The organism is Nocardia sp. bgisy134 (genome assembly GCF_965341865.1).
GTDB lineage: Bacteria > Actinomycetota > Actinomycetes > Mycobacteriales > Mycobacteriaceae > Nocardia.
The window spans coordinates 1-20,041 of the sequence record NZ_CBDQZP010000017.1 but is presented as its reverse complement, the minus strand read 5'-3'; the positions used below and the strand labels follow the sequence as shown (position 1 = coordinate 20,041).

Here is a 20,041-nt window from a genome sequence, read left to right as displayed (position 1 = left end):
TTCGCCGCGGCGATCGTGAGACAGCCCTTCCATGCTCGCATCTCACACGGTGTTAGTGCGCCCTTTCTCACGACTCCGAGTTCGGGCGAACCAGCGCGGAAGCTCCCACCCGCGTCGCTCACCGCAGACGAAAGACCGGCCCGTTCGGACGAAACGGCAACGACGCGCCCGCCGGGATCAGATAGGCGTGCTCACGACGCACCCGCAGCACATCGCAGGCACCGTCGGTGATGATCAGGATCGGCCCGTCGGCGGGAAAGTCGTCGGCGCGTTCGAGCAGCCGCACGCCCGGCTGCAATACGGTGCCGCCGCGGCCGCGCACCCGCGCCCCGCGCGCGATCTCCTCGACCGGCAGGTATCCGGCGTCGTAGGCCGCGGCGTCGCAGTAGACCACTCTGGCGCGCGGCACGTCCCTGGCCAGTGCGTAGGAAGCGATGGCGCCCAAACCTTTTCCGAGCAGCGTCGTATCCATCGATCCCGACGTGTCGAGGACGACGCCGAAGGTCGGCAGACGCGCGGTCTCCTTGGGCCGCACCCAGGCGGGGCGCGGGATATCGGGCGTCGCCGCCTGCCTGCGGGAGGCGCGCGCGTAGCTGCGGCGCTTGTCGGCGGCGGGGACGTGCTCGTCGAACCAGCGCGCCAGCTGCGCGTCCCAGGGCAGCGGCGGCTGGTCCATGGCGCGGATGGCCTCTTCCAGCGCGGCGGGGACGTAGCCGCGCCCGCTGTTCAGGTGATAGGCGAGGCCGGTGCTCAGGGCGTTGCGGTAGTACTCGTCCAGATCGACATAGCGCCCGGCGCCGCCGGGATGCGGCAGCGGTTCGCCGAGCACGTCGCCGCGACCGCGCCCGCGCAACGTCGCCAGCTTGCGCAGCCGCCGCAGATCCACCGCGATGCGGTCGTACACCTTCTCGGCCGAACAGCCTTGCAGCGCGGGGTCGTAGAGCAGTCCCTCGGGCATGACACCGACCCCGAGCTCTGCCAGCCATCCGTTCACCACGTAGTCGCAGGCGATGTTGAACAGGTACGGGTCGCGCCACCCCGCGCGTTCGCCGTGTCGCAGTGCGGCGTGCAGCATTTCGTGCGCGAGCACGAAACGCCACTCCTCCTGGGTCAATCCGGCCAGTGGGTTGACGTAGATCTCCGCAGCCTCGGCGTTGACGGCGGCGATGGCGATGTCCCAGCCGCGCGCCAGATCCGCGTCGGCGACCAGCGTCATCCCGGCCGCCAGCGCGCCGAGCAGCGGATAGGAAGACACGAACCAGCTCAGCGCCGCGTCCCAGGCCCGCAGCGGCCGACGACCCTCCGGCGTCGCCTCCCCGCCCGCGACGGTCAGCGCGTCGCGGGCGGCGGCGGCGATGCCCGCCGCGAAGCGCCCCTGATGGTCGGCGTGCTCGGCCGCGACCGCGCCGCTGATCAGGAAGTCCGGCGGGTCGTCGCGCCGGTACTCGACGGGGACGGCGCTGTCGCGCCAGCGCGCCGCTGCCGCACGCTCGTCGGACAGGCTCGGCGCGCTGGGGAATTCGATCGGCCGACGCCCGATCTTCATGGTGGCCAGGTACTGGTCGACCACCGCGCAGCAGGCGGCGCGGTACGCGGGGTGCGGTTCGGCCTGGTCGATGGCCCGGCTCTCGGCCAGATCGATCTCGGTGAGGATGTCGCGAGGGTCGACGCCGCGCGGATCCAGATGCCCGAACCCGGCGTGCAGCAGGCAGTGCGCGAAAACCCAAGCCCACTCCTCGGATTCGGCGCGACGCTTCGGGTGGTAGGCGAGGCCGGAACCGATGATGCGCGCCCACACCTCCGGCGGGGTCACCCGCGGATCGAGCTCGTAGAGCCGTACCGGCAGGTGGCCGAAGGCCCGGTGGGCATTGACCATGCCCCAGCCGTCCAGCACCGCCTGGCGCCAGGGGTCGACGATCGCGCGGCGCTTCCCGCGCGCGGCGCTCACGACTACCGCCGCGCGGCCAGGCGCGGCAGGTCGCGAGTCACCTCGACCAGAAACCAGGAGGGCAGCACGGGCGCGCCGTCGGCGTCCGAGGCGATCACCAGTTGCGCGCATTCGACCGAGATCTCGGCCAGCTCCACGAGCATCGTCTTGGCCCGCAGCACGAAACGGTGCACCCCGCCGGAGACGTGCTTGCGCGAACCGGGCAGTTCCTTGATCAGCCGGGCGCGGAAGGTCTCGGACAGGAAGTACAGCAGATCCCGGTCGCCGGGGTCGCGCGGCCAGCCCGCCTCGCCCTTCAGCACGGCCTCCAGATCGTAGGCGTGGCGGATGGTCTTCACGAAGGCGCGGAACGCCGAGGCGTGCGCGGGCGTCAGCGTGCCCGCGGCGAGCACGTCGAGCAGGGTGTCGTCGAGGTCGTCGCCGCAGGAGTGCAGTGCGTCGGAGAGCATGTGCCACCCGCGCGGGGTGGAGAAGGGCGCCTCCGACTTCGGCGCCGCCGACCACAGGTGATCGGGGCGCTGGGTCACGTAGCGCACCACCCAGGGGTGAATGTCGTTGTGCGCGGCCCACTTCAGCCAGTCGTCCACGTCGGCGCGCAGGTGCAGGTGCACCATGCGGTTGACCAGCGCCGAGGCCATCGGCCGTGCCAGCGCGTTGTCGGTGGCACGGTTGCCCGCGCCGATCACCACCGACCCGGCGGGCAACTCGTAGGAGCCGATGCGGCGGTCCAGGATCAGCGAGTAGAACGATTTCTGCACCTCGGGCGCGGCCGCGTTCAGCTCGTCCAGGAACAGGCAGTAGGGCGTCGGCCTGGCGATGAGCTCGGGCGGCGCGAATCGGCTGCGGTCGCCGACGATCTGCGGCACCCCGATGAGGTCCTCCGGCGCCAGCTGGGTGCCGAGCAGCGTGACGCACTCCAGCCCGAGCGATTCGGCGAACGAGCGCACCAGCGAGCTCTTGCCGATACCCGGTGCGCCCCACAGGAACACCGGCCGCACCACGGCGACGTGCAGCAGCAGTTCCGGCAGCTGGTCCGGGGTTACCGTGACCGTCGCCTCCATACCTCTCCTCCCCCGTCGAGTATCACGAGGGTCGAAGGTACGCCCGCCGAGCCAGGTCGAGCCACCGTTTTTCCGGGACGTCAGGCGATCGACGGCGGGCCCTCCCGCTCGGCGGCGGCGCGGGCGAACCGGCCGGGCGAGGTGCCGCGCCACTGTTTGAACGCGTTCGAGAAGCTCGGCGCGCCCGAGTAACCCATCCGGTAGGCGACGTCCTCGACGGTCAGGCCGGCGGCCAGCAGCTCCTCTGCCAGGTTCCCGTAGGTCTCGCTGTACAGCCTGCGGTAGGAGGTGCCCTCGTCGGCCAAGCGGCGGCGCATGGTGCGCAGGCTCATGTGCAGCGCGGCGGCCACGTCCTCCTGCGAGACGCGCGCGCCCAGTCGGCGCAACAGGACCTCGCGCACCGATCCGGCGATGCCCTGCGCCAGCCCACGCCGCTGCAACAGCTGCGCGCACTGCTGTTCGAACAGCGCCGCGGTGAGCGGACTCGCCTGCGGCAGCGGGTCGTCGAAGCCTGCGGTGTCGAAGACGACGAGGTGCGGGCCCGCGCCGTCGGTGGCCGTGATGCCGTACTCGTCGAGGATCGGCCGCAGTCGCGGACGCAGTCCCCACGCGACCTCGCCGCCCACGATCGGCGCGGGAGCGTGGTAGACCGCGGTCCAATTCGTCAGCAGCACCGCAACATCGCGCTCCAGCAGGAAGCCACGCAACCGTTCCGGCACCTCGCGATCGTCGGCGTAGAGCAGCAGCCGCCCGTCCCGGTAGACGTGCCGGGTCTTCGCGAAGGTCGTGGTCATCCGGATGTAGCGCATCAGCAGATCCACCGCGGACCGCACGGTCGGGCTGCTGAGCAGCGCCAGTCCGAGGGCGCCGTAAGTGGTGACGTACGTGCGCATTCCGGCCTCCAGCCCGAGACCGGGGCGGTCGTCGAACCGGGTGACGAGATTGCCGATCAGGGCGAGTTCCTGCGCGGCGGTGACCTCCGTGCCCGGCGTCGTCAGCTGGGCGGGCTCGATCCCGGTGTCGCGCAGGCATTCCTCGAGCGGCACACCGTGGTCCCGCGCCAGCTCGACCAAGACAGCCGACAATGCGACCGAGCGCCGCCACTCCCATGTGGACACCGCTCCATCGTCGTCCAGGATGGCCGGATTCCGCATGGGTTTGGCCGGACATCGCAAGGACAGCCGCTCGTCCGGTCCATCCGTCCGCGGTACGCGGCGAACCTCGCGCAGCCGCAGCACAACTGGCCGATATGTGAAATGTCCTGACCCGACATCGCATGGCACCGGCCCCGCGCCGCGCCCTACCGTCGAGTAGAGGCGGAAGCGAGCGAAATCACATGTCGAAGAAGACACTTGTGGGCAAACGGGTAGCGATCACCGGCGGCGCGTACGGCGTCGGTAAGGAGACCGCGCTGGCCTTCCTTGCGGCGGGCGCGGACATCGCGCTGGGGGACTCGGACACGGGGCGGGCGCGCGCGGTCGCCGAGCAGTTCGGACGGATGCACGGCGGCACCATCGTCGGTCTCGCGCTGGACACCACCGACAGCGCCCGGTTCGCGGAATTCCTGGCCCGCGCCGAACGCAAGCTGGGCGGGCTGGACGTGGTGGTGAACGCCGCCGACGCCGCGCCGACGGGATCGTTCCTGAGCGAGTCCGAGGCCGAATCGGATCTCCAGATCGACGTCAACCTGCGCGCGGTCGTCACCGGATCCCGGCTGGCCGGACGGCGTTTCGTGGAGCAGGGGCACGGCCACATCGTCAATATCGGCTCGGCGGTCGGCGTCACCGCGGCGCTCGGCGCGGCGGTGTACAGCGCCACCAAGCACGCTGTGGTCGGGCTCGGCGCGGCACTGCACCGCGGGCTCGCCCCACAAGGCGTGCTGGTCAGCACCATCGCCCCCGGCTACGCACCCGCCCCCGAGATGGTCGCCGACGCCATCGTCGACTGCGTCGAGCACCGCAGGGCCGGGCTGGTGGTGGTGCCGCCCGACGGCTGGTTCCGCACCACCGTTCCCGATCCCGTTCAGCTGCGCCAGACCATGCGCCGCATGTTCGGGATGGCTTAGGCCCTGTCTAACGCAGTTCGCGCAGTAGGCGTTTGAGTACTTTGCCGGTCGGGTTGCGGGGCAGGCTGTCGACGAAGAGCACATCGCGCGGCACCTTGAACCGAGCCAGATGCGCCTTCACGTGCTCGCGCACCTCGTCCTCGGTGAGCGCGTGTCCGGCGCGGACCACGACCACCGCACGCAGCCGCTGGCCGTAGCGCTCGTCGTCGACGCCGAAGGCGCTCACCTCCGCGACCGCGGGGTGGGCGGCGAGCAGTTCCTCGACTTCGCCGGGAAAGACGTTCTCACCGCCGGAGACGATCATGTCGTCGTCCCGCCCGTCGATGAAAAGCCTGCCCGCACTGTCGAAGTGGCCGACGTCGCCGGTAGACATCAGGCCGTCGATGCGGTCCTTGTCGCCACCGCCGGTGTAGCCCTCGAACTGGTAGTCGTTGCCGACGAAGATGCGCCCGGTGCGGCCCTGCGGCAGCTCGGCGTCGTTGTCGTCGAAGATCTTCACCGTGGTGCTCGGCACCGGGGTGCCGACGCAGCCGGGCTCGACCGCCAGATCCGCGGGCGTGGCAATGGTCGCGTAGGCCACCTCCGTGGAGCCGTAGACGTTGTAGACCACGGGCCCGAACGCCTCGGTGACGCGCACACACAGCTCCGCGCCCAGCTGCGAGCCCGCGACGAAGATGATCCGAAGCCGCGAGAAGTCGTGTCCGGCACGGGCTTCGGGCCCGAGATCGACCAGTCGCTGCAGCATCACCGGCACCGTGATCAACGCCGTGGCGCGATGGCGGTGCAGGCTGTCGAGCACCGCTCGGGGATCGAAGCGGCGCCGGATCACCAGGGTCGACCCGAAGCCGACGGCAGTGACGGCGTGCGCGAAGCCGAGAGTGTGGAACAGCGGCGCCGGGCATTCGGTGATCTCCTCGGCGCGGAACGGAACCCGGCCGAGGATGGCGCCGAGCGGAGCCAGCGACCTCGGCTCCCGCCGCGGCGCGCCCTTCGGGGTTCCGGTGGTGCCGCTGGTCAGCAGGATGATCCTGGCGGCGGTGCTCGGCCTGCGCGGCGGTTTCCGGGAGCCGCCCGCGATCAGGTTCTCCAGCGAGTCGACCGCGGGCGCGTCGGTCCAGGCACGGTAGCGCCCGCGCGGCGGCCGCAGATCGCCGAGGATGCCCGCGTATTCGTCGTCATAGACCAGCAGGTCGGCGCCTTCGCGGCCGAGCACCTCGCGCAGCTGCGGCCCGGCGAAATCGGTGTTGAGCAGGATGATCCTGGCACCGCATTTGGCCGCGGCGAACACCGCGTAGTGGAAGCCGCGATGGTTGCGCGCCAGCACCGCGACGCCTTCGCCGTCGCGCAGACCGCGCGCCCGCCAGGCGTTGGCCAACGCGGTAGTGCGCTCGTCGAGCTCGCGGAAGCTCACCGCGCCGAGTTCGTCGATGAGCGCGGCCCGGTTCCGGTAACGCAGCGCCGCGACCGTCACGAGTCCGCCGAGCATGCCAGAGCGCACCACCGCCATGCCCATCCGCGCCAATCGGTCCGGCCGTTGCGGCGTCGCCAAACCCGCGCGCACCGCCAGGCTCGCGTAGTAGGTCTCGTCGGCGACGCGGCGGGCCGCGCCGAGCGCGACGGAGCCGAGGGTGTTGACACGGTTCATGGATCCACCTGAGCTGGGGCCGAGATGAGGGCGGGTGTCCTCACAGTAAGGTGTCTCACACAGTCCCGTCGAGAGCTCGGCTCGCGGCCATGATGGACGGTATGTCGAGCCGCATCGAGGAGCCGCCGTCGCGCACTGGGACACGCATTGCCGTCGACGACCTCACCGGCACCGACATCGTCGACCTGCTGGCCACCCACCTGGCCGAGATGCACGCCAACTCCCCCGCTGGCAGCATGCACGCACTCGACCTCGCCGAGCTCCGCGGGCCCGGCATCACCTTCTGGAGCGTGCGCGAGGGCGCCGAACTCCTGGGTTGCGGCGCGCTCAAATGGCTGGACGCCGCCCACGGCGAGATCAAATCCATGCGCACCGCGACCGGGCACACCGGCCGCGGTGTCGCAGCGGACCTGCTGCGGCACATCGTCGGCGAAGCCCGCGCCCGCGGCTACCGCAGGCTCAGCCTGGAGACCGGCGCCGCGCCCTATTACCTTCCCGCCCAACGCCTTTACGCGCGGCACGGCTTCCAGGTCTGCCCGCCCTTCGCCGACTACACCGACGACCCGCACAGCGTTTTCATGACACTGGCACTGTGAGCAGCCGCGATCAGCCCAGCGCTCGGGTGAACGCCGCCACCAGCTCGTCGACCTGCGCGTCGGTCATCACGAACGCGGGCGAGACCTGGATGGCTCCCTGACCCGCGGCTCTGCTCGAAACCCCTTGGGCACGAAGCTCTTTGACGAACGACAGCGCTTCGGACGGTTCGGCCAGCTGCACCGCGGCCACCGCGCCGAGTCCGCTACGCACCTCGGCGACCCGCGGATGCGCCGCCAGCGGCGCCAGCTTCTCGTCCAGGGTGGTTTCCAGCCGGGCGGCCTCGGCGAGGAGGTTCTCGCGTTCGACGATGTCGAGGTTGACCAGGCCCGCGACGGCCGCGGCGGCGTGCCCGCCGTAGGTGTAGCCGTGCCGCCACCAGACGCCGCCGCGGAAGAACGGCTCGGCCACGTGCGGCGCGGCGAACATCGCGCCCATCGGCAGATAGCCGCTGGTCAGCCCCTTGGCGGTGGTCATGATGTCGGGTCGCAGGTCGAATCGGGTAGAGGCGAACCAGCTTCCGCCGATGCGCCCGAATCCGGTGACCACCTCGTCCGCAACGAACAGGATGTCGTGCTCGCGGCAGATGCGACGCACCTCGCTCAGGTAGCCCTCCGGCGGCAGGTACACCCCGCCCGCGCCGATGATCGGCTCGCAGAAGAAGGCGGCGATGCGTTCGGCGCCGACCTCATCGACGAGGGCGAGCAGCGCCGTCGCGTCGTCCCACGCGATGATGCGCGCGTCGGGCATGAGCTCGCCGTACCCGGCGCGGTTGAGCGGCAGACCCGCCAAAGCCGTTCCCGCGACGTGCATTCCGTGATAGGCGCGCTCCCTGCCCACCACGATCGTCTTCTCCGGCCTGCCCAGTTCGTTCCAGTAGCGCCTGGCCAGTTTGGCGGCGGTGTCGATCGCGTCCGAGCCGCCGGAGGTGAAGAAGATCTTGCTGCCCGGCACCGGGGCGATGGTCGCGAGCCGCTCGGCGAGTTCCCTGGTGGCCGGTTCGGCCAGGTCGCCGAAGTTGGAGTAGTGCGCGATGGTGCGCAACTGGCCGGCGACCGCGTCGGCGATCTCGGCGCGGCCGTGCCCGACGTTGGCGAACCACAACCCGGCCGTGGCGTCGAGATATCGCGTGCCCGCCTCGTCGTAGACATAGGCGCCCTCACCGCGGGCGATCACGAACGCGCCGTCCCGTTCGACGGCGCCCATGTCGGCGAATCCGTGCCACAACGCGCTCATGCCTGCACCTCGCCGGCGCTCGGCTCCGGCACGCGCGAAGCGCGCTGACACATGATTCGCTCACTACGTTCACTCATGCCTGCACCTCGCTGGGTTCGCGCCATCGCTCGGCGAGCCCGCCGAGGGCGGCGACGGCCATCGCCAGCAGCGCGAACACCCCGGTCAGGACGATCAGTCCGATGATCAGCGAGACATATCCCTGATCGCGGGGATCCAGGAAGGGATACGGGTACCAGTCCACGAAGGGCCCCCGCGCGAGGGTGTAGACGCCGTACGCCGCGGGATAGATCAGCCAGCCACCGACGAGCCTGCCGGTGACGCCCAGGCTCACCGGTACCAGGATCCAGTCCAGCACCAGCACGATCGGCAGGATGCGGTGCAGGATGTCGTTGATCCACTTGTCGGTGAGCATCACGTCGATAGTCGCCAGCAGCACGGCGTACACCACGCCGGTGATCAGCAGGTAGAGCGTCGCCGCGCCGCGAAGCACCTGCCAGCGCCGCGAGCCCAGGTCCAGCAGGCCGCCGATCAGCAGCACGAGCACGCCGAGAACGTTCGACTGGATGGTGAAGTAGCTGAAGTAGTTCGCGGTGGAGAAGGTGTCCACATCCAGATTGCGCAGCGGGATCCAGGCCAGCGCAACGATGCCGAGTACACCGAAGGCAACACGAGGTCCTCTGATCACCCACGACGTGCCCGAGCCCGCGTCCATCGGCCGATCTTCGCACACCGGACGACGCTCGACCGGTCGAATCACCGCCGCTGGCATACGTTCGGCTAACGGCGCGGTCCGTCGCGGCGGACCGGCAGCGGCGGGCCGCGATGCCCGGCCCGGTAGGCTGGACGACGCAATGACCAGGACAGCTGATACCGGAACCCGCGCGCTCCGCACCCGCCTGGCGAATCTCTCCCTCCGCGACGAGTACCGGCTGCGGCGTCGGCTGGACCGGGCACGCGGCACGGACCTCGACGAGATCGCCGCCGACATCGCCGCCGCCGAGCTGCGCGTGGAGGCGCGCCGCGCGGCGGTGCCGCGGATCCGCTACCCGGAGCAACTGCCCGTCACGACCCGTCGCGCCGATATCGCGAAGGCCATCGCCGACAACCAAGTGGTGATCGTCGCGGGCGAGACCGGCTCCGGCAAGACGACGCAGATCCCCAAGATCTGCCTGGAGCTGGGGCGCGGCGTCCGCGGTGCCATTGGCCACACCCAGCCGCGCAGGCTGGCCGCGCGCACCGTCGCCGAGCGCATCGCCGAGGAGCTGGGCACCGAGCTGGGCGACGTGATCGGTTATACGGTGCGGTTCACCGACCAGGCCTCCGAGCGCACGCTGGTCAAGCTGATGACCGACGGCATCCTGCTCGCCGAGATCCAGCGCGATCGGCTGCTGCGCCGCTACGACACGATCATCATCGACGAGGCGCACGAGCGCAGCCTCAATATCGACTTCCTGCTCGGCTACCTCAAGCAGCTGCTGCCCCGCCGCCCCGACCTGAAGGTGATCATCACCTCGGCGACCATCGATCCGGAGCTGTTCGCCCGGCATTTCGCCGACGAAAAGGGCACGCCCGCACCGATTGTCGAGGTGTCCGGCCGGTCGTATCCGGTCGAGATCAGGTACCGGCCGCTGAGTCTCGAGCTTCCCGCCGCCGACGAGGACGACGAGGACACCCGCGTGGTGGACCGCGACCCCGTAGACGCCATCGGCGACGCGGTGCGCGAGTTGTTCTCCGAGGGCGACGGCGACGTGCTGGTCTTCCTCTCCGGCGAACGCGAGATCCGCGACACCGCCGACACACTGCGCGACCTGAAACTGCCGCGCACCGAGATCCTGCCGCTGTACGCGCGGCTGTCGGCCGCCGAGCAGCACCGGGTCTTCCAGTCGCACACCGGCCGCCGCGTCGTGCTGGCCACCAACGTCGCGGAGACCTCGCTGACCGTGCCCGGCATCCGCTACGTGATCGACCCGGGCACCGCGCGCATCTCCCGCTATTCGATGCGCACCAAGGTGCAGCGGCTGCCGATCGAACCGGTCTCCCAGGCTTCGGCCCGGCAGCGCTCCGGGCGCTGCGGCCGCGTCGCCGACGGCATCGCGATCCGGCTGTACGCCGAGGACGATTTCGAATCCCGGCCCGCCTTCACCGAACCGGAGATCCTGCGCACCAACCTGGCCGCCGTCATTCTGCAGATGACCGCGCTCGGGCTGGGCGATATCGAGAACTTCCCGTTCGTGGAGCCGCCGGACAAGCGCGCGATCCGCGACGGTGTCGCGCTGCTGGAGGAGCTGGGCGCGCTGGCTCGCGGCGCGGCGAGTCCCGACGCCGCGCTCGCGCTCACGCCGGTGGGCCGCGAGATGGCGCAGCTGCCGGTCGATCCGCGTATGGCGCGCATGCTGGTGCAGGCCAACGCCAACGGCTGTCTGGCCGAGGTGTTGATCGTCGTCGCGGCGCTGTCGATCCAGGACGTCCGCGAGCGGCCCGCCGAGTTCCAGCAGGCCGCCGACACCAAGCACGCGCGATTCGTCGTCGAGGGCTCGGATTTCCTCGCCTACCTGCGACTCTGGGACTACCTCACCGAGCAGCGGAAATCGTTGTCGTCCAATCAGTTCCGGCGGATGTGCCGCGAGGAGTTCCTGCACTACCTGCGGATCAGGGAGTGGCAGGACCTGCACGGGCAGCTGCGCACGATCACCAAGGGGCTGGGCTGGTCGGCCGACGGCCGCGGCTCTCGAACTTCCCGCGCGACAACAGAATCCGCGCCCGAGGGCGGCGATGACTCCGCCGCGTCGAACCGTTCCGGCAGACGGCGCGGCGGCCGAGGCACGGCCAAGCCCTCGGAGATCCCGGTCGTCGCATCCGAGAACGACGGCCTGCCATGGGATTCCACGGCGATCCACCAGTCGCTGCTGGCGGGCATGCTCTCCCACATCGGCGTGCGGGAGGCGGAGACCAGGGAGTTCCTCGGCGCGCGCGGCGCCAAGTTCATGATCTTCCCCGGCTCGTCGCTGGCGAAGAAGCCGCCGCGCTGGGTGATGGCCGCCGAACTCGTCGAGACGTCCCGCTTGTTCGGCCGTATCGCGGCCCGGGTGGAACCCGAGTGGGCCGAGCGGCTCGCGGGCGATCTGGTGAAGCGCACCTACTCCGAACCGCACTGGTCGGCCAAGCGTGGCGCGGCGCGCGCCTACGAGCGGGTCACGCTCTACGGCGTGCCGCTGGTGACGAGCCGCCCGGTGGACTACGGCCGGATCGATCCCGAGGTGTCTCGCGAGCTGTTCCTGCGGCACGCGCTGGTGCAGGGCGAGTGGCAGACCAAACACGAGTTCTTCCACCGCAACCGGGAACTGCTCGACGACGTGGCCGATCTCGAGCACCGGGCCCGCCGGCGCGACATCCTGGTCGACGACGAGGTGCTGTTCGAGTTCTACGACCAGCGCGTCCCCGCCGAGGTCGTCTCGGCGCGCCACTTCGACAGCTGGTGGCGCACGGCGAAGCGGAAAGATCCCGCGCTGCTGGACTTCTCGAAGTCCACCGTGGTCAACGCGAACGCGGCGGCGCTGGACCCGACGGCCTTCCCGGACGCCTGGCGCCAGGGCGAGCTGAGCTTCCCGCTGACCTACCAGTTCGAGCCGGGCCAGGAAGACGACGGCGTCACCGTGCGCATCCCGGTCGAGCAGCTGGCGCACGTGCGGGCCGTCGGCTTCGACTGGCTGGTGCCTGGCATGCGCGAGGAGCTGGCGGCGGCGCTGATCAAGACGCTACCGAAGACGTTGCGGCGCAGCGTCGTTCCGGCCCCGGACTTCGCCGCTGCCGCGCTGGCCGCGCTCACCCCGCGCGCCGAGCCGCTGCGCACCGGCCTGGCCAGGGAGCTGTCGCGGCTCGGCTCGGTGACGATCACGCCGAACGACCTCGACCCCGCCGCGCTGCCCGACCACCTGCGCATGACCTTCGCCGCGGTCGACACCAGGGCCCGGGTACTCGCCAAGGGCAAGAGCCTCGCCGCGCTGAAGACCGAACTCGCCGAACAGGTGGCGGCCTCGGTGGCGCGGGCGACCGCGGGCGCCGAGCGCGCCGCGGCCACCGTGTGGACCTCGGAGTCTCTCGGCACCGTCGAACCGACCGTGCGCCGCCAGGTCGCCGGGCAGACCGTGACCGGATATCCGGCGCTGGTGCCCGAGGGCGAGGGCGTCGCGGTGCGCGTGCTCAGCTCTCCCGCCGAACAGGCCGCCGCGATGCGGGCGGGCACCCGCACCCTGGTGCTGCACGCGATCCCCACCTCGGTGCGCACTGTCACCTCGGCTCTCTCGCCCACGGATCGCCTTGCGCTGAGCCAGAATCCATACGGTTCGCTGGAGGGTTTGGTCGACGACTGCCGCGCCGCGGCCGTCGACGAGCTGATCGCGGCCGCGGGCGGCCCGGTGCACAGCCCCGACCGCTTCGAGGCGCTCGTCTCCGCGATACGCCCCCGGCTGGCCACCGAGGTCGCCCGCATCGTCCGCCTCGTGGTGCCGGTCCTGGCCGCGGCGCATCGGGTGACCTCGGCGCTGGGCGGCGTCGCGGAGCGCGACATCGCCGAGGACGTCCGGCACCAGCTCGATGATCTGGTGTTCCCCGGCTTCGTCTCCGAATGGGGCAGTGCCCGCCTGCGGGACCTCCCCCGCTACCTGCGCGCCGCGCTGGTCCGGCTGGAGTCGCTGCCCGGTTCCGCCGTCCGCGACCGGCAGGGCATGGCCGAACTCGACCGCGTCCTCGCCGCGTACGACAGCTTGCTCGCCGCATTGCCCGACGGGCGCAAGAACGCGGCCGACGTCACCGAGATCTGGTGGATGACCGAGGAACTCAGGGTGAGCCTGTTCGCCCAGAAGCTCGGCACGCCGTATCCGGTGTCCGCCAAGCGGATCGAGAAAGCGATCGCCGCCATCCGCCGATGAGCGGACCTCGCTGCGGCAGGTACCTCGTCCGGCAGCGAGCCCGCCGGATTTCGTTCCGGTGGGCTCGGACGTCCACGTCAGTCGGCGACGACGCCCGCCGCGGCGCGCGCCTCGCGCATCTGCTGAATCTCGCGTTCGAAATCCTCGGCGGAGGTGAACGACCGGTAGACCGAGGCGAATCGGAGATAGGCCACCTCGTCGAGGTCGCGCAGCGGGCCGAGGATGGCGAGGCCGACCTCGTGGCTCGGCACCTCCGGCGAACCCGTCGCGCGCACGGCGTCCTCGACCTGCTGGGCCAGCAGGTTCAGCGCGTCGTCGTCGACCTCGCGGCCTTGGCAGGCGCGCCGCACGCCGCGGATGACCTTCTCCCGGCTGAACGGTTCGGTGACGCCGCTGCGCTTGACCACGGACAGGATGGCGGTCTCGACCGTGGTGAAACGCCGCCCACAGTTCGGGCAGGAACGTCGACGGCGGATGGCCGCGCCTTCCTCGGCCTCGCGCGAGTCGACCACCCGCGAGTCAGGGTGTCGGCAGTACGGGCAATGCATCCGAGAGATCCTTCGTCGATGTACCCGGCACAAGGCATATCCGTATCGACACGCGATATACCTCCATAGCTCTTCGAGGATACCCGGGTCGTCACCGGGGGTTTCGCCCGGCGGGCCGCATCACTCGACGAGCTGCCATCGCGCGGTCAGGTCGGCGACCAGTTCGGGCAGGCGCGGGACCAGCCTGCCGCGAGCGAGCTTGTTCCAGAAGGACTCGCCGAGCACCGCCGCCGCGAGCACGCTGTCGGTCTCCATGTCGATGTGACGCGGCACCAGGTCGCCCATGATGTAGGTCCAGCGGTCGTCCCGGTCGGCCCAGTTGAAGGCGGGGAGCGCGGTGCGCAGCGCGACCGGCCGCCCGCCGAGATCGGCGCGCACGGTGGCCGGGGCGAAGACGCCCGGTGCGCGCACGCCGGGCACCGCGGGTTTGCCCGCGATGGTGCTGACGTAGGTGAGCACCCGCCCGATGCCGTCGCGACCCGCGGCGGTGACGTCCCACTGATCGGCGACGATGTGGTTCTGCTCCCGGTCGGTCATCCGGATCAGCGCGTCGATGTAGCCGTCGCGGGTGCCCGTCGTGATCGACTGCCACGCGGCGTGGATGTCCGCGTCGACGATGCCCGCGGCGTACATCTCGTCGATGCCGGGCATGCCCAGCGCGACAAAGGCTTCGTGCATCGGGACGAGGTCGGTGAAGATGTGCTTCTGCATGATCATCAGCCGGGTCTGGTACCAGGCGATGTCCTCGGCGGACAGTCGCGCGCCCTGGGTGGCCAGCAGCCCGATATCGGCGGGCAGTTCGCCGACGAGTTCCTCGGGGGTTCCGCGCAGCAGGTCGGCGACGGCGTTGCCGAGCTGATGGATGCCGGGCACGTCGAGGACGACGCCCACATCGCTCATGTCGAAGAAGCCCGAAGCGAACGAGCCGCCCGCGATCCCCGCGAGCCCGGCCCAGTAGAACTCCGGGTGCGTCGTGGTGAGCCGCAGATAATTGACGTACACCTGATTGAAGGTGCGCTCGTTGGCCCGCGTGCCGCGGCTCGGATCCCAGCCCGCCAGATCGATCGCGGCGTTGCCGGTGGCCACCACGAGCCAGTACTGATGCAGCAGTGTCGCATAGCGTTCCGGCGCGATGCCGTCGGACCGCGCTTCGTCCAGCGCCGCGCGCAGCGTCGGTTCGTCCAGCGGCAGTGCGGGATTCAGGCCGCCGCCGCGCTCACCGTCGCCGTTGACCGACGGCAGATCGAGATAGCCGAGGTAGGCCGGAGCGGCGTGGGCGGCGGGAATCGCGGCGAGTCCCAAGAGAAGACAGAAGAACAGTCCGGCGAAGGCCCGCAGCGCGCCGCCCGCGGTGTGTCGATGCGTCATTGCACGAAGTCCCGAAATCGTTCGAGGCAGATGTTGCCTGGGTCACGTTTTCAGCACAGTAGCAACGTGTTCTAGTTGTCGATCGAGATTTTCGGCCACGGTTCGCGGCCTCGGACGACTCGGGAAGGACCGCCGAATCCACCCGGGAGGCAACGAATCAGCGCGGAAGGCCGTCGTAGACCGGCTGCTGCTCGATCTCCGCGGGAATCGAGGTCGACGGCTCGGGAACGACGACGGAGCCCGCCCGCCAGTGCGCCAATCCCAGCAGCGCCGCCACCACCAGCGCACTCATCAGCGCCGCGACCGCGAGCACCGCGAAGCCCAGCTGCGCCTGTTCCACACTCGGCACCGGGTGCGTTCCGCGCGGCGGGCGGGCCGCGGACGTGCGCACGGGACCGCGCCGATACATCTCCACAGACCCGCCCGGCCTGCTCGCCCGTGGGCGACGATCCGCCACGGCGCGCCCCGACGCCTCCACGGCGCGAAGTCCGCCGCGGTGCGCGCGTCGCACCAGGGGTACGGAGTCGAAGCCGAGCTCGTCGACCGGGTCACACGTTTCCGGGGCGGATGCGGCGGCGGGGATTTCGCGGATCGCTGTGTTCATCGGACAAACCTCCGTGTAGATGCAGGCAGGGTGGCTCGAAGGGAGTCGCTTTCGATCACATGTTCGAAGAACTGATGTTCGATTTCTACCACGCGCGGCCGCCGAAGTCAGCACGAAACGCCCGACATGCGTCGAACAGATGTTTGAAACCTCGGCGGTACCGGACTAAATTCGAGAGGCGACATCAACGACAAGAAGGGCGGTTGCGGTGAGCCACACAGACGACACGGGCGACGAGAGCGGAGTCGGCGGCGACCCGTCGCCGACCGGGGCAGATCTCACCGTGCGTCAGCGCAAGGTACTGGAGGTCATCCGGACCTCGGTGAGCGAGCGCGGCTACCCGCCGAGCATCCGCGAGATCGGCGACGCGGTCGGATTGACCTCCACCTCCTCGGTCGCCCATCAACTGCGGGCACTGGAGCGCAAGGGCTATTTACGCCGCGACCCCAACCGCCCCCGCGCGGTCGACGTCCGCGGACTGGACGAGGCGGTGCGCGCGGTGACCAGCCTGCCCGGCGCCGCGATCGAGGACGCCGAATCCGCCGCGATCGATCCGAACCGTCCGACCCCGACGTTCGTTCCGGTGCTCGGCCGGATCGCCGCCGGTGGGCCGATCCTGGCCGAGCAGGCCGTGGAGGACGTGTTCCCGCTGCCGCGCGAACTCGTCGGCGACGGTTCGCTGTTCCTGCTGAAGGTCGTCGGCCAGTCGATGGTCGACGCCGCCATCTGCGACGGCGACTGGGTGGTCGTCCGCCAGCAGAACGTCGCCGACAACGGTGACATCGTGGCCGCGATGATCGAGGGCGAGGCCACGGTGAAGACCTTCAAGCGCAGCGGCAAGGACGTGTGGCTGATGCCGCACAACCCGCTGTTCGAGCCGATTCCGGGTAACGACGCCCGCATCCTCGGCAAGGTCGTGACGGTGATCCGCAAGATCTAGCCGGCCGGGCGACGTCCGGCTACCGCGGGCGTACGGCGCGCGCGAGGGCGGAGGCGCGCCCCGGCAGTTGCCCGCCGCGGGAACGGAATTCCTGCGGCGGGCACCCGTTCCAGCGCCGGAAGGCACGGATGAACAAGGCCGATTCGGCGTAACCGAGCCGGGCGGCGATCTGTTCGGTGGTCATGCGCGTGCGGCCGAGCAGGTGCTCGGACCGGGACCGCCGCACGTCGTCCACCAGTGCGCGGAACGACGTGCCCTCCGCGTTGAGCCGCCGGGACAGGGTGCGAACGCTGAGGAACAGTGCCGCGGCGACCCGCGGCAGATCCGGGATCGCGGCGGGGTCCCTGACCAGTTCGTCGCGCACCGCTCCCGCGACATCGGCGCGAATCATCTTGCGCGGCAACCGATCACGGTGCGCCGCAGACATGTTTCCCGCCGGCGCGGACATTTCTCGAGATAGTTCGGAGTCGGACATCTCCGCGAACCCCCATCGACCTTCCCTGGACACCCTCGCGGGTCCGCGAAAAGTACCAATTCCGCGCGCGGTCGGCGGGCGAAACTCGCGAATTCCCTTCGGAGGGAAGGCCGCTAAACGGCGGTGCGGACGTGCGCGATCGCGGGCGGGATATCGCGCAGCACCGGCAGTCGCTCGAACAGCGGCAGCGTGGCGGGCAACGGTCCGTGCGACGGGCCGTACGACGAGACCGTCACCTCCACCACCTTCGGGCTCCACGAGCGCACCAGGGCCGCGATGTCGCTGCGCCGGACACCCCACGGCATCGGCGGCGCCTGGTAATGCGGGGTCTTGTGGAAACCGCGCACAGTCTTGCGGGAGAACCAGGGCGGGATGGTGTCGAACATCAACTCCACGCCGGGGAATCGGTCCAGGATCGCGGAGCACAGCCGCCGCACCTGCTCCGGCTCGAAGTACATGAAAAGCCCTTGCGCCGTGACGAATACGCCCCGCGACGGATCCACCTCGTCCAGCCAGGCGGTGTCCAGCGCGCTCACGGACAGGTGCCTGCACCGCTCACTCGGCGGCAGGAATCGTTCGCGCACCGCGATCGCGTCCGGCACGTCCACACACAGCCACCGCACCCGCCCGTCGTCGCAGCGCTGGAATTGCGTCTCGAGTCCGGCCGCGAGTTCCACCACCGTGCCGCCTGGGTGTGCCGCGAGCCAGGGCCGCAGCACCGCGTCGAACTTCTTCGACCGCACCGCGTGCGTGCCGTCCGGCTTGCCGAAGGTCCGCTCGTAGTCGAAGGCGATGGCGTCGTAGATCCGCTCGCAGTCGGGATCGCGCAGGATCGCATCGGGTCGCGTGGACTCGCCTGCCCGGTTGTGCAGGGTCCAGAGCATGGTCAGCGGGATCCCGTCGAGTTCGATATCGGCGCCCATCGCTTCGTCCTCCCACTCGGTCGGCGGAGTCACCCGCGCACCCCAGCCGCATTAGTGAAATCGATGTTCAACAAGAACTAAGGACAACCTAACTCAGGTCCGCTGCCTCCGCAACGACCTCCGCTCGTGGAGTTACCGCACGGCGACCGCCAGCGGACGACCCGCCAAACCACGCGGGCGCACAGCGAGCCGCTGTGCCACCTCGCGGAGCACCCCCGCGGCCACCGAGTCGGGTTCGGCGAGAACGATCGGCGCACCCCGATCCCCCGCGGCGCCCACCTCGGGATGGAACGGAATCTGCCCGAGCAGCGGACAGGCGGCGCCGAGCAAGGCGGCCAGACGATCGCTGACGGCACGACCACCACCCGCGCCGAAGAGGGCGTGACGGCCACCCGCGGGGTCCTCGTACCAGGACATGTTCTCCACGACCCCGGTTACCCGCTGCCCGGTCTCCGCCGCGACGGCGCCTGCCCGCTCGGCGATCCGGGCCGCCGTCGGCTGCGGCGTGGTGACGATCAGCAGTTCGGCGGTGGGCAGCAGTTGCGCCAGCGAGATCGCGATGTCGCCGGTGCCGGGCGGCAGGTCGACGAGCAGCACGTCCAGATCGCCCCAGAACACCTGCGAGAGGAACTGCCGCAGCGCGCGGTGCAGCATCGGCCCGCGCCACACCACAGGCTTGTCGGAATCGAGGAACATGCCGATCGAGATGACCCGCACGCCGCGGGCCGTCGGCGGCACGATCATCCGATCGATCTGGGTCGGCGCGCCCGTGACGCCGAGCATCCCGGGAATCGAATGGCCGTGGATGTCCGCGTCCAGCACTCCCACCGCGAGCCCGCGCTCGGCCATGGCCGCAGCGAGATTGACCGTGACCGTGGACTTTCCGACGCCGCCCTTGCCGGAGGCCACACAGTAGACACGGGTCCGGGAGTGCGGCTGGGCGAACGGAACGACATCGTCCGGCGCGCCGCCGCGCAGTCGGGTGCGCAGCGCGGCCCGCTGCTCGTCGGACATCACGCCGAACTCGACGGTCACCTCGGCGACGCCGGGAACATCGAGCACCGCGGCGCGGACGTCACGGTCGATCGTCGTCCGCATCGGGCAGGCGGCGACGGTGAGCAGCACCCGGACGGCGATCCGGTTGCCTGGATGCACCTCGATGGCGTCGACCATGTTCAATTCGGTGATGGGGCGGTGGATTTCGGGATCCTGGACCAGCGCGAGCGCCTGCGCGATCCGTTCCTTCGATACCAGCGGCTGGGTCATCGCGGGTTGCCTTTCGGTGCGGAGTTCGGGACGGTCAGCCGAGGCTCGCGCGGAGCATGTCGGCGCGCTCGACGACCTTGACGCGCTCGCGGCCTTCGGGCTCGCCGAGTGCGCGCTCGTAGGTGTCGAGCCGGTGCCAGCCGTCCCACGTCGTGTACGGCACGTCCTTCGAGCGCAAGAATTCGAGCACCGACTGCGGATCGGGATCGGTTGCACCGTCGAAGGTTTCGCGATCCTCGAGCAGGCAGGTGATGGTCTCGTTGGCGTCGCCCTTGGTGTGGCCGATCAGGCCGACCGGGCCACGCTTGATCCAGCCGGTGACGTAGACGGCCGGGAGATACCTCGCGGACCCCACGGCTTCCTCGTCGACCAGAATGCGGCCCGCCTCGTTGGGCACCGTTCCCGAGCAGTCGTCGAACGGTAGCTTCCCCGGCGGCGTG

The 20,041-nt window shown here is 70.2% G+C and carries 16 protein-coding genes and 1 pseudogene; 4 read left to right on the top strand and 13 right to left on the bottom strand.

The window, feature by feature from the left end; all coding sequences use genetic code 11:
• Positions 1–118 precede the first annotated feature (118 nt).
• The 3 genes from ACRWNM_RS26675 to ACRWNM_RS26665 all read right to left on the bottom strand — a co-directional run bounded on the left by ACRWNM_RS26675 (position 119) and on the right by ACRWNM_RS26665 (position 4,127).
• On the bottom strand, positions 119–1,948 hold the full coding sequence (locus ACRWNM_RS26675; RefSeq protein ID WP_431970846.1) for a vWA domain-containing protein: 1,830 nt from the start codon (positions 1,946–1,948) through the stop codon (positions 119–121).
• Between the two features lie 2 nt (positions 1,949–1,950).
• Positions 1,951–3,009 carry an AAA family ATPase gene (locus ACRWNM_RS26670; protein ID WP_431970844.1) on the bottom strand — a complete coding sequence of 353 codons (1,059 nt, stop codon included), beginning with the start codon at positions 3,007–3,009 and terminating at the stop codon, positions 1,951–1,953.
• Positions 3,010–3,089: 80 nt separating this feature from the next.
• The gene (locus tag ACRWNM_RS26665; RefSeq protein WP_431970843.1) at positions 3,090–4,127 is read right to left on the bottom strand and encodes an AraC family transcriptional regulator ligand-binding domain-containing protein; all 1,038 of its coding nucleotides are present in this window, start codon (positions 4,125–4,127) and stop codon (positions 3,090–3,092) included.
• 236 nt (positions 4,128–4,363) lie between these two features.
• On the opposite strand from ACRWNM_RS26665, the gene ACRWNM_RS26660 reads away from it, so the two are divergent.
• The gene (locus ACRWNM_RS26660) at positions 4,364–5,074 is read left to right on the top strand and encodes an SDR family NAD(P)-dependent oxidoreductase (protein ID WP_431970842.1); all 711 of its coding nucleotides are present in this window, start codon (positions 4,364–4,366) and stop codon (positions 5,072–5,074) included.
• 7 nt (positions 5,075–5,081) lie between these two features.
• Here the strand turns inward: ACRWNM_RS26660 and ACRWNM_RS26655 are convergent, their stop codons facing one another.
• Positions 5,082–6,719 carry an acyl-CoA synthetase gene (locus tag ACRWNM_RS26655; protein ID WP_431970841.1) on the bottom strand — a complete coding sequence of 546 codons (1,638 nt, stop codon included), beginning with the start codon at positions 6,717–6,719 and terminating at the stop codon, positions 5,082–5,084.
• Between the two features lie 101 nt (positions 6,720–6,820).
• Here ACRWNM_RS26655 and ACRWNM_RS26650 point away from each other — a divergent pair, with 101 nt between their 5' ends.
• Positions 6,821–7,315 (top strand): GNAT family N-acetyltransferase, encoded by a 495-nt coding sequence (locus ACRWNM_RS26650; RefSeq protein WP_431970840.1) that lies wholly within the window; start codon positions 6,821–6,823, stop codon positions 7,313–7,315.
• A 10-nt stretch (positions 7,316–7,325) separates the two neighbouring features.
• Here the strand turns inward: ACRWNM_RS26650 and ACRWNM_RS26645 are convergent, their stop codons facing one another.
• Positions 7,326–8,549 (bottom strand): aspartate aminotransferase family protein, encoded by a 1,224-nt coding sequence (locus ACRWNM_RS26645; RefSeq protein ID WP_431970839.1) that lies wholly within the window; start codon positions 8,547–8,549, stop codon positions 7,326–7,328.
• Positions 8,550–8,622: 73 nt separating this feature from the next.
• The gene (locus ACRWNM_RS26640) at positions 8,623–9,261 is read right to left on the bottom strand and encodes a Pr6Pr family membrane protein (protein ID WP_431970838.1); all 639 of its coding nucleotides are present in this window, start codon (positions 9,259–9,261) and stop codon (positions 8,623–8,625) included.
• A 139-nt stretch (positions 9,262–9,400) separates the two neighbouring features.
• Between ACRWNM_RS26640 and hrpA the strand changes: the two genes are divergently transcribed.
• Positions 9,401–13,477, top strand: coding sequence for an ATP-dependent RNA helicase HrpA (gene hrpA / locus ACRWNM_RS26635; RefSeq protein ID WP_431970837.1), 4,077 nt, complete (start codon positions 9,401–9,403; stop codon positions 13,475–13,477).
• 77 nt (positions 13,478–13,554) lie between these two features.
• On the opposite strand, the gene nrdR is transcribed toward hrpA, so the two are convergent.
• The 3 genes from nrdR to ACRWNM_RS26620 all read right to left on the bottom strand — a co-directional run bounded on the left by nrdR (position 13,555) and on the right by ACRWNM_RS26620 (position 15,997).
• Positions 13,555–14,025: a transcriptional regulator NrdR gene (nrdR, locus tag ACRWNM_RS26630; protein ID WP_431970836.1), complete on the bottom strand. Its 471-nt coding sequence runs from the start codon at positions 14,023–14,025 to the stop codon at positions 13,555–13,557.
• Positions 14,026–14,145: 120 nt separating this feature from the next.
• Positions 14,146–15,393, bottom strand: coding sequence for a hypothetical protein (locus ACRWNM_RS26625; protein ID WP_431970835.1), 1,248 nt, complete (start codon positions 15,391–15,393; stop codon positions 14,146–14,148).
• Between the two features lie 157 nt (positions 15,394–15,550).
• A complete protein-coding gene (locus ACRWNM_RS26620) occupies positions 15,551–15,997 on the bottom strand; it encodes a hypothetical protein (RefSeq protein ID WP_431970834.1) in 447 nt (148 codons plus the stop codon).
• Between the two features lie 208 nt (positions 15,998–16,205).
• On the opposite strand from ACRWNM_RS26620, the gene lexA reads away from it, so the two are divergent.
• Positions 16,206–16,937 carry a transcriptional repressor LexA gene (gene lexA, locus ACRWNM_RS26615; RefSeq protein WP_431970833.1) on the top strand — a complete coding sequence of 244 codons (732 nt, stop codon included), beginning with the start codon at positions 16,206–16,208 and terminating at the stop codon, positions 16,935–16,937.
• Between the two features lie 19 nt (positions 16,938–16,956).
• On the opposite strand, the gene ACRWNM_RS26610 is transcribed toward lexA, so the two are convergent.
• From ACRWNM_RS26610 to ACRWNM_RS26595, 4 genes and pseudogenes are all read right to left on the bottom strand, one after another.
• Positions 16,957–17,340 (bottom strand): helix-turn-helix transcriptional regulator, encoded by a 384-nt coding sequence (locus tag ACRWNM_RS26610; protein WP_431970832.1) that lies wholly within the window; start codon positions 17,338–17,340, stop codon positions 16,957–16,959.
• A gap of 185 nt (positions 17,341–17,525) precedes the next feature.
• Positions 17,526–18,368 (bottom strand): class I SAM-dependent methyltransferase, encoded by an 843-nt coding sequence (locus ACRWNM_RS26605; protein WP_431970831.1) that lies wholly within the window; start codon positions 18,366–18,368, stop codon positions 17,526–17,528.
• A gap of 99 nt (positions 18,369–18,467) precedes the next feature.
• Positions 18,468–19,601 carry an Mrp/NBP35 family ATP-binding protein gene (locus ACRWNM_RS26600; protein WP_431970830.1) on the bottom strand — a complete coding sequence of 378 codons (1,134 nt, stop codon included), beginning with the start codon at positions 19,599–19,601 and terminating at the stop codon, positions 18,468–18,470.
• Between the two features lie 34 nt (positions 19,602–19,635).
• Positions 19,636–20,041: pseudogene (locus ACRWNM_RS26595) on the bottom strand (pyridine nucleotide-disulfide oxidoreductase); the annotation flags it as partial.

Bases quoted from the DNA above. Each gene is read 5' to 3' on its own strand.
- ACRWNM_RS26670 (WP_431970844.1), bottom strand. From the start codon at position 3,009: ATGGAGGCGACGGTCACGGTAACCCCGGACCAGCTGCCGGAACTGCTG.
- ACRWNM_RS26655 (WP_431970841.1), bottom strand. From the start codon at position 6,719: ATGAACCGTGTCAACACCCTCGGCTCCGTCGCGCTCGGCGCGGCCCGC.
- ACRWNM_RS26650 (WP_431970840.1), top strand. From the start codon at position 6,821: ATGTCGAGCCGCATCGAGGAGCCGCCGTCGCGCACTGGGACACGCATT.
- ACRWNM_RS26645 (WP_431970839.1), bottom strand. From the start codon at position 8,549: ATGAGCGCGTTGTGGCACGGATTCGCCGACATGGGCGCCGTCGAACGG.
- ACRWNM_RS26640 (WP_431970838.1), bottom strand. From the start codon at position 9,261: ATGGACGCGGGCTCGGGCACGTCGTGGGTGATCAGAGGACCTCGTGTT.
- hrpA (WP_431970837.1), top strand. From the start codon at position 9,401: ATGACCAGGACAGCTGATACCGGAACCCGCGCGCTCCGCACCCGCCTG.
- nrdR (WP_431970836.1), bottom strand. From the start codon at position 14,025: ATGCATTGCCCGTACTGCCGACACCCTGACTCGCGGGTGGTCGACTCG.
- ACRWNM_RS26625 (WP_431970835.1), bottom strand. From the start codon at position 15,393: ATGACGCATCGACACACCGCGGGCGGCGCGCTGCGGGCCTTCGCCGGA.
- ACRWNM_RS26620 (WP_431970834.1), bottom strand. From the start codon at position 15,997: ATGAACACAGCGATCCGCGAAATCCCCGCCGCCGCATCCGCCCCGGAA.
- ACRWNM_RS26600 (WP_431970830.1), bottom strand. From the start codon at position 19,601: ATGACCCAGCCGCTGGTATCGAAGGAACGGATCGCGCAGGCGCTCGCG.